The organism is Rhizobium sp. RHZ01, from assembly GCF_014851595.1.
Lineage (GTDB): Bacteria > Pseudomonadota > Alphaproteobacteria > Rhizobiales > Rhizobiaceae > Rhizobium > Rhizobium altiplani.
Map to the genome: position 1 here is coordinate 1 of NZ_JACUZZ010000065.1, position 4,607 is coordinate 4,607.

A 4,607-nucleotide genomic window follows, 5' to 3' on the forward strand; every position below is an offset into this window, starting at 1 on the left:
TTCGGCACCAGACTGTCGAGCGTCACCATCTCAAGAGCCGTCTGGGTGGGGGCAGGTTTCTTCAACATGTCCCAATGAATCACAAACCCCCAGACGGTGCCAGGGGTTTGTCAGCAATCTGAGCCCGGCGATCCGCCGGGCTTTTTATTTTCCCTCGCGCTAATCTTTCGTCTCCGGAGGGCCACGGCATTAACCAAGCATCAAGGTTAATGAGACATTTTCAACGGCATGTTCATGCGTCTCATGCCGGAGTCTCGCGTTGCGTCGAAATAGCCCTTCCCGTGGCAAGCTGCGCCTCTTGCTTCAAAATTGGAGTTCACCCGCGCTCTTCGGCGTTTGCGGGTGGCTGATGTCACCGACGATGGCGTCGCATGCCGACCTCGCGGCTCTGCTTGCCGGCCTCGACCAGGGTAGGGAAAACTGGCGCATGGTTCTAACCAATTCGCCGGCAGGTTCGATCCATCAGGCTGAGCTGACCTTTGCCGATCCCGTAGTCACGGGCACGATTGCTGCCGGGGCCGGCATGGTTTTGCCCGACGGCCGCAAGGTCGCATTCATGGCGAAGGACAAGGGACACGAGGCGACGTCGGACGAGGACCGCGTCAATCGCCCGGCCAAGAAAGGCCGCGTCGTTGCTGTCGAAACGGTGCAGCCGCCGAAGGACTTTTCCGCCGGGTCCATTCTCCAGCGAACGCGCCTGCTCTTTCAGCCCACCTTCGACCTGAAGGACAAATCCGCCTTCGTGAAGCCGAAGATCAAGGGCAAGGAAATCCAGATCGCGACCAATTTCTATAAGAAGGAACCGCCCAAGCCGGACCGCGGCGTCTCGCCCATGCTGGCTGGTCTCGTTACCAACGCAAAGGCTGACGTGCTGGCGACGGCCTATGCGCCGGCCGCTCCCGACTACTCCCGTCAGTCGCCGTTCGATTCGATTCTCACCGACAAGGCCGACGACGGCCGCTTCGTGCCGCAGATCGGCCCGCGGGATCACGCCTGGGCCGCAAGCATCTTGGCGCCCTCGGTGTTTTCGGCGGCCGAGCAGCAGTGCCTGGTATCCGGCATCTATTTCGAAGCGCGTGGCGAAACGGTGAAGGGGCAGGCCGCCGTCGCGCAGGTCATTCTCAATCGCGTCCGCAATCCGGCCTACCCGAAGACGATCTGCGGCGTCGTCTACCAGAACGAGGATTGGCGCAACCGATGCCAGTTCTCCTTTGCCTGCGACAACATCAAGGACCGGGTGAACTCGCAGTATCACTGGAGAATCGCCCGCGAAGTCGCGATGGCGGTCACCGCCGGCAAGATCTGGCTCCCGCAGGTTGGCTCCGCCACGCACTACCATGCCGTCTACGTTCGTCCGAAATGGGCAAAGACCATGGAAAAGGTCGGCCGCATCGGCCTGCACGTCTTCTATCGCACCTATGGCGGCGGTTGGAGCTGAGGAAAAAGCCAATCCTGACGCGATTTTGCGTCTCTTGGCAGCACAGGAAAGCGGATTCTTTCGGTCGATTTTGGATAAGTGCGCCAAGATCAGCCTAAGCCCATGTTTTTTATCGCCTATTTTATGGCTGGACATCCACCGCTCACGCCTTGACTATGCTTTTTGCTAAAACTATGTTGCGCGCGACTTCAAAACGGGCCGAAAGGTTCTCAAACCTTGGGGTCGTTGTCCGGAAAACCGGGGTAGCGGGATCGCGGACAGCGGCTGGCGGAGGAGAGCACCATGGCGGAAGACCGCGAGGAAAGTCTTGAGAAGCGCCGTGCGCAATTGGAAGCGAAACTCGCAACCAAGCGCGTAGAAGCAGGGAAGGAAGAGGCTATCGAAGCCAGCGCCGAGGCAAGCCGCAAAGGTTATGCCCAGGCGATGAAGCTTTCGAGCGAGTTCATCTCCGCTATCGTCGTAGGCGCCGTTCTTGGCTATCTCCTCGACCGTTTTGTCGGCACGGCGCCTTGGGGATTGATCGTTCTTCTTCTTCTTGGGTTTTGTGCCGGCGTATTGAACGTTCTGCGCGCTGCGGGGAAGGTTGCAAAACCGGATCCTACCGAGCGCCAGGATGGTGGAAAATAGGGCAGGGCGCTCCGGCGTTCGATCCAGTGCAATAATCCCGTCTCGCGCGGGCTAAAGATAGAGAGAACAAGCGGTGTCTAACGATCCGACCCATCAGTTCCTGATCCAGAAGATTGTGCCGATCGAAGTCGGCGGAATTGATTTCTCGTTTACGAATGCATCGCTCTTCATGGTGGCGTCCGCTGCCGTTGCCGCCGGCTTCCTGTATTTCTCGACGTCCAACCGGGCGATCGTGCCGGGCCGCTCACAGTCGGTTGCGGAGATGTCCTACGAGTTCATCGCCAACATGCTGAAGGAAGGCGCCGGATCCAAGGGGATGAAGTTCTTCCCATTGGTCTTCTCGCTCTTCATGTTCGTGTTGACGGCAAACCTGCTCGGCATGTTCCCGTACTTCTTTACGGTCACCAGCCAGATCATCGTCACCTTCGCGCTAGCGCTGCTCGTTATCGGCACGGTTCTCGTCTACGGCTTTTATAAGCACGGCTTCCACTTCCTGAATGTTTTTGTCCCGCAAGGCGTTCCTGGCATTCTTCTGCCCCTTGTTGTGTCGATCGAAATCATTTCCTTCCTGTCCCGCCCGATTTCGCTCTCTGTTCGTCTTTTCGCCAATATGCTGGCTGGTCACATCACCCTGAAGGTGTTCGCAGGCTTCGTTGCCTCGCTTGGAGCGCTGGGTGCGGTCGGTGTTGGTGGAGCCGTTCTTCCCCTGATTATGACGGTCGCCCTGACCGGTCTCGAGTTCCTCGTCGCCTTCCTCCAGGCTTACGTCTTTGCGGTGCTGACATGCATGTACCTCAATGACGCGATCCATCCGGGTGGCCACTAAGGGATACCGACATTGACGTCCCTCCGGCGTCAGTCAATTTCGCCGCAACACAACCATTTCAAAGGAGTTCAACATGGAAGCGGAAGCAGCAAAGTTCATCGGTGCAGGTCTGGCTTGCTTTGGTATGGCCGGTACGGCTCTCGGCCTCGGCAACATCTTCGGCAGCTACCTGTCCGGCGCTCTGCGCAACCCGTCTGCTGCTGACAGCCAGTTCGGCCGTCTGGTTTTCGGCTTCGCCGTTACGGAAGCTCTGGGCATCTTCTCGCTGCTCGTCGCTCTCCTCCTGCTCTTCGCCGTTTAATACAGGCGCATTGAAGGATCACGGCCTGCAGTCCGCATGCCGTGATCCTTTGCATTTGCAGTACACCTGGAGGTGAGCATGTTTTTTGTGACCCCGGCTTACGCCGAAGAGGCCCCGGCGGGAACCGCAGAAACTGGTGCAGCAACCGGTACAGACACGCATGCCGCCCCGGCAGCAGGCGATGTCCACACCGAGACCGGCGTACCAGCCGAGCATCATGGTGGCGGCGTGTTTCCGCCTTTCGATTCGACGACCTACGCTTCGCAGCTGCTTTGGCTGGCAATTACGTTTGTCGTCTTCTTCGTGCTCATGCAAAAGGTCATCGCGCCGCGCATCGGCAATATCCTCGAGCAGCGTCACAACCGCATCTCGCAGGACCTCGATGAGGCAGGCCGCCTGAAGGCGGAAGCGGACGCCGATGTTGCCGCTTACGAAGCCGAATTGGCCGCCGCGCGCGCCAAGTCGAACGCGATCGGCACAGCCGCCCGCGACGCTGCCAAGCTGAAGGCGGAAGCCGACCGCAAGGCCGTGGAAGCAGGTCTGGCCGAAAAGCTCAAGGCTGCCGAAGGTCGCATCGCAGACATTAAGGCGAAGGCATTCGCTGACGTCGGCACCATCGCCGAAGAAACAGCAACGGCTGTCGTAGAGCAGCTGATCGGCACCTCGGCAAAGGCAGATGTTGCCGCCGCAGTCGCTGATATCAAGAAGGGGGCTTGATCGATGGAATTTGCATTCGACGCAACATTCTTCGCATTTGTCGGCCTTGTCCTGTTCCTGGCGCTGGTTGTTTACCTCAAGGTTCCGGGCATGATGGCCAAGTCGCTGGACGACCGCGCCGATCAGATCCGCAACGAGCTCTCGGAAGCCAAGCGCCTGCGCGAAGAAGCCCAGCACCTGCTGGCCGAATATCAGCGCAAGCGTAAGGAAGCCGAAGCTGAAGCTGCACACATCGTTGCTGCAGCCGAGCGCGAGGCCGAAATGCTGACCGCCGAAGCCAAGAAGAAGACGGAAGAATTCGTCGCAAACCGCACGACGGTTTCCGAGCAGAAGATCAAGCAGGCGGAAGCCGATGCGATGAAGGCGGTGCGTTCCGCTGCCGTCGATCTGGCAATCGCTGCTGCCGAAAATGTTCTGGCAAAGAAGGCCGACACGAAGGTTCGGTCCGAACTCTTCAGCGACGCGGTCGGTCAGGTCAAGAGCCGCCTCAACTAAGCTGAGCGCCAAGTACTTAAGAGCCCGGCTGATGCCGGGCTCTTTTGTTGTGCGCCCAGCATGGGCGCATTCTTGTGGTGGAAGTCCCACCGTAAGCTGGTCACAGCGAGCGAAGTGAAGCGCAACTGCGGCAGGGTGACCAACCGTGGGGAGGAAGCGATCCGATCAAAATTATCTGTAAAAACCCTTGCAAGTGGGAGCCG

At 59.0% G+C, this 4,607-nt stretch carries 6 protein-coding genes; all 6 read left to right on the top strand.

The features are described from left to right. Window positions 1–259: 259 nt before the first annotated feature. Window positions 260–1,438, top strand: a complete 1,179-nt coding sequence (locus IB248_RS30690; RefSeq protein ID WP_192242226.1) for a cell wall hydrolase — start codon at window positions 260–262, stop codon at window positions 1,436–1,438. A gap of 282 nt (window positions 1,439–1,720) precedes the next feature. Then, the gene (locus IB248_RS30695; RefSeq protein WP_018859315.1) at window positions 1,721–2,065 is read left to right on the top strand and encodes a F0F1 ATP synthase assembly protein; all 345 of its coding nucleotides are present in this window, start codon (window positions 1,721–1,723) and stop codon (window positions 2,063–2,065) included. Between the two features lie 73 nt (window positions 2,066–2,138). Continuing rightward, on the top strand, window positions 2,139–2,891 hold the full coding sequence (locus IB248_RS30700) for a F0F1 ATP synthase subunit A (protein ID WP_018859316.1): 753 nt from the start codon (window positions 2,139–2,141) through the stop codon (window positions 2,889–2,891). Window positions 2,892–2,964: 73 nt separating this feature from the next. After that, window positions 2,965–3,192 (top strand): F0F1 ATP synthase subunit C, encoded by a 228-nt coding sequence (locus IB248_RS30705; RefSeq protein WP_003588243.1) that lies wholly within the window; start codon window positions 2,965–2,967, stop codon window positions 3,190–3,192. Window positions 3,193–3,270: 78 nt separating this feature from the next. Beyond that, window positions 3,271–3,909 (top strand): F0F1 ATP synthase subunit B, encoded by a 639-nt coding sequence (locus IB248_RS30710; protein WP_018859317.1) that lies wholly within the window; start codon window positions 3,271–3,273, stop codon window positions 3,907–3,909. Window positions 3,910–3,912: 3 nt separating this feature from the next. Then, window positions 3,913–4,404 carry a F0F1 ATP synthase subunit B gene (locus tag IB248_RS30715; RefSeq protein ID WP_018859318.1) on the top strand — a complete coding sequence of 164 codons (492 nt, stop codon included), beginning with the start codon at window positions 3,913–3,915 and terminating at the stop codon, window positions 4,402–4,404. Window positions 4,405–4,607 lie beyond the last annotated feature (203 nt).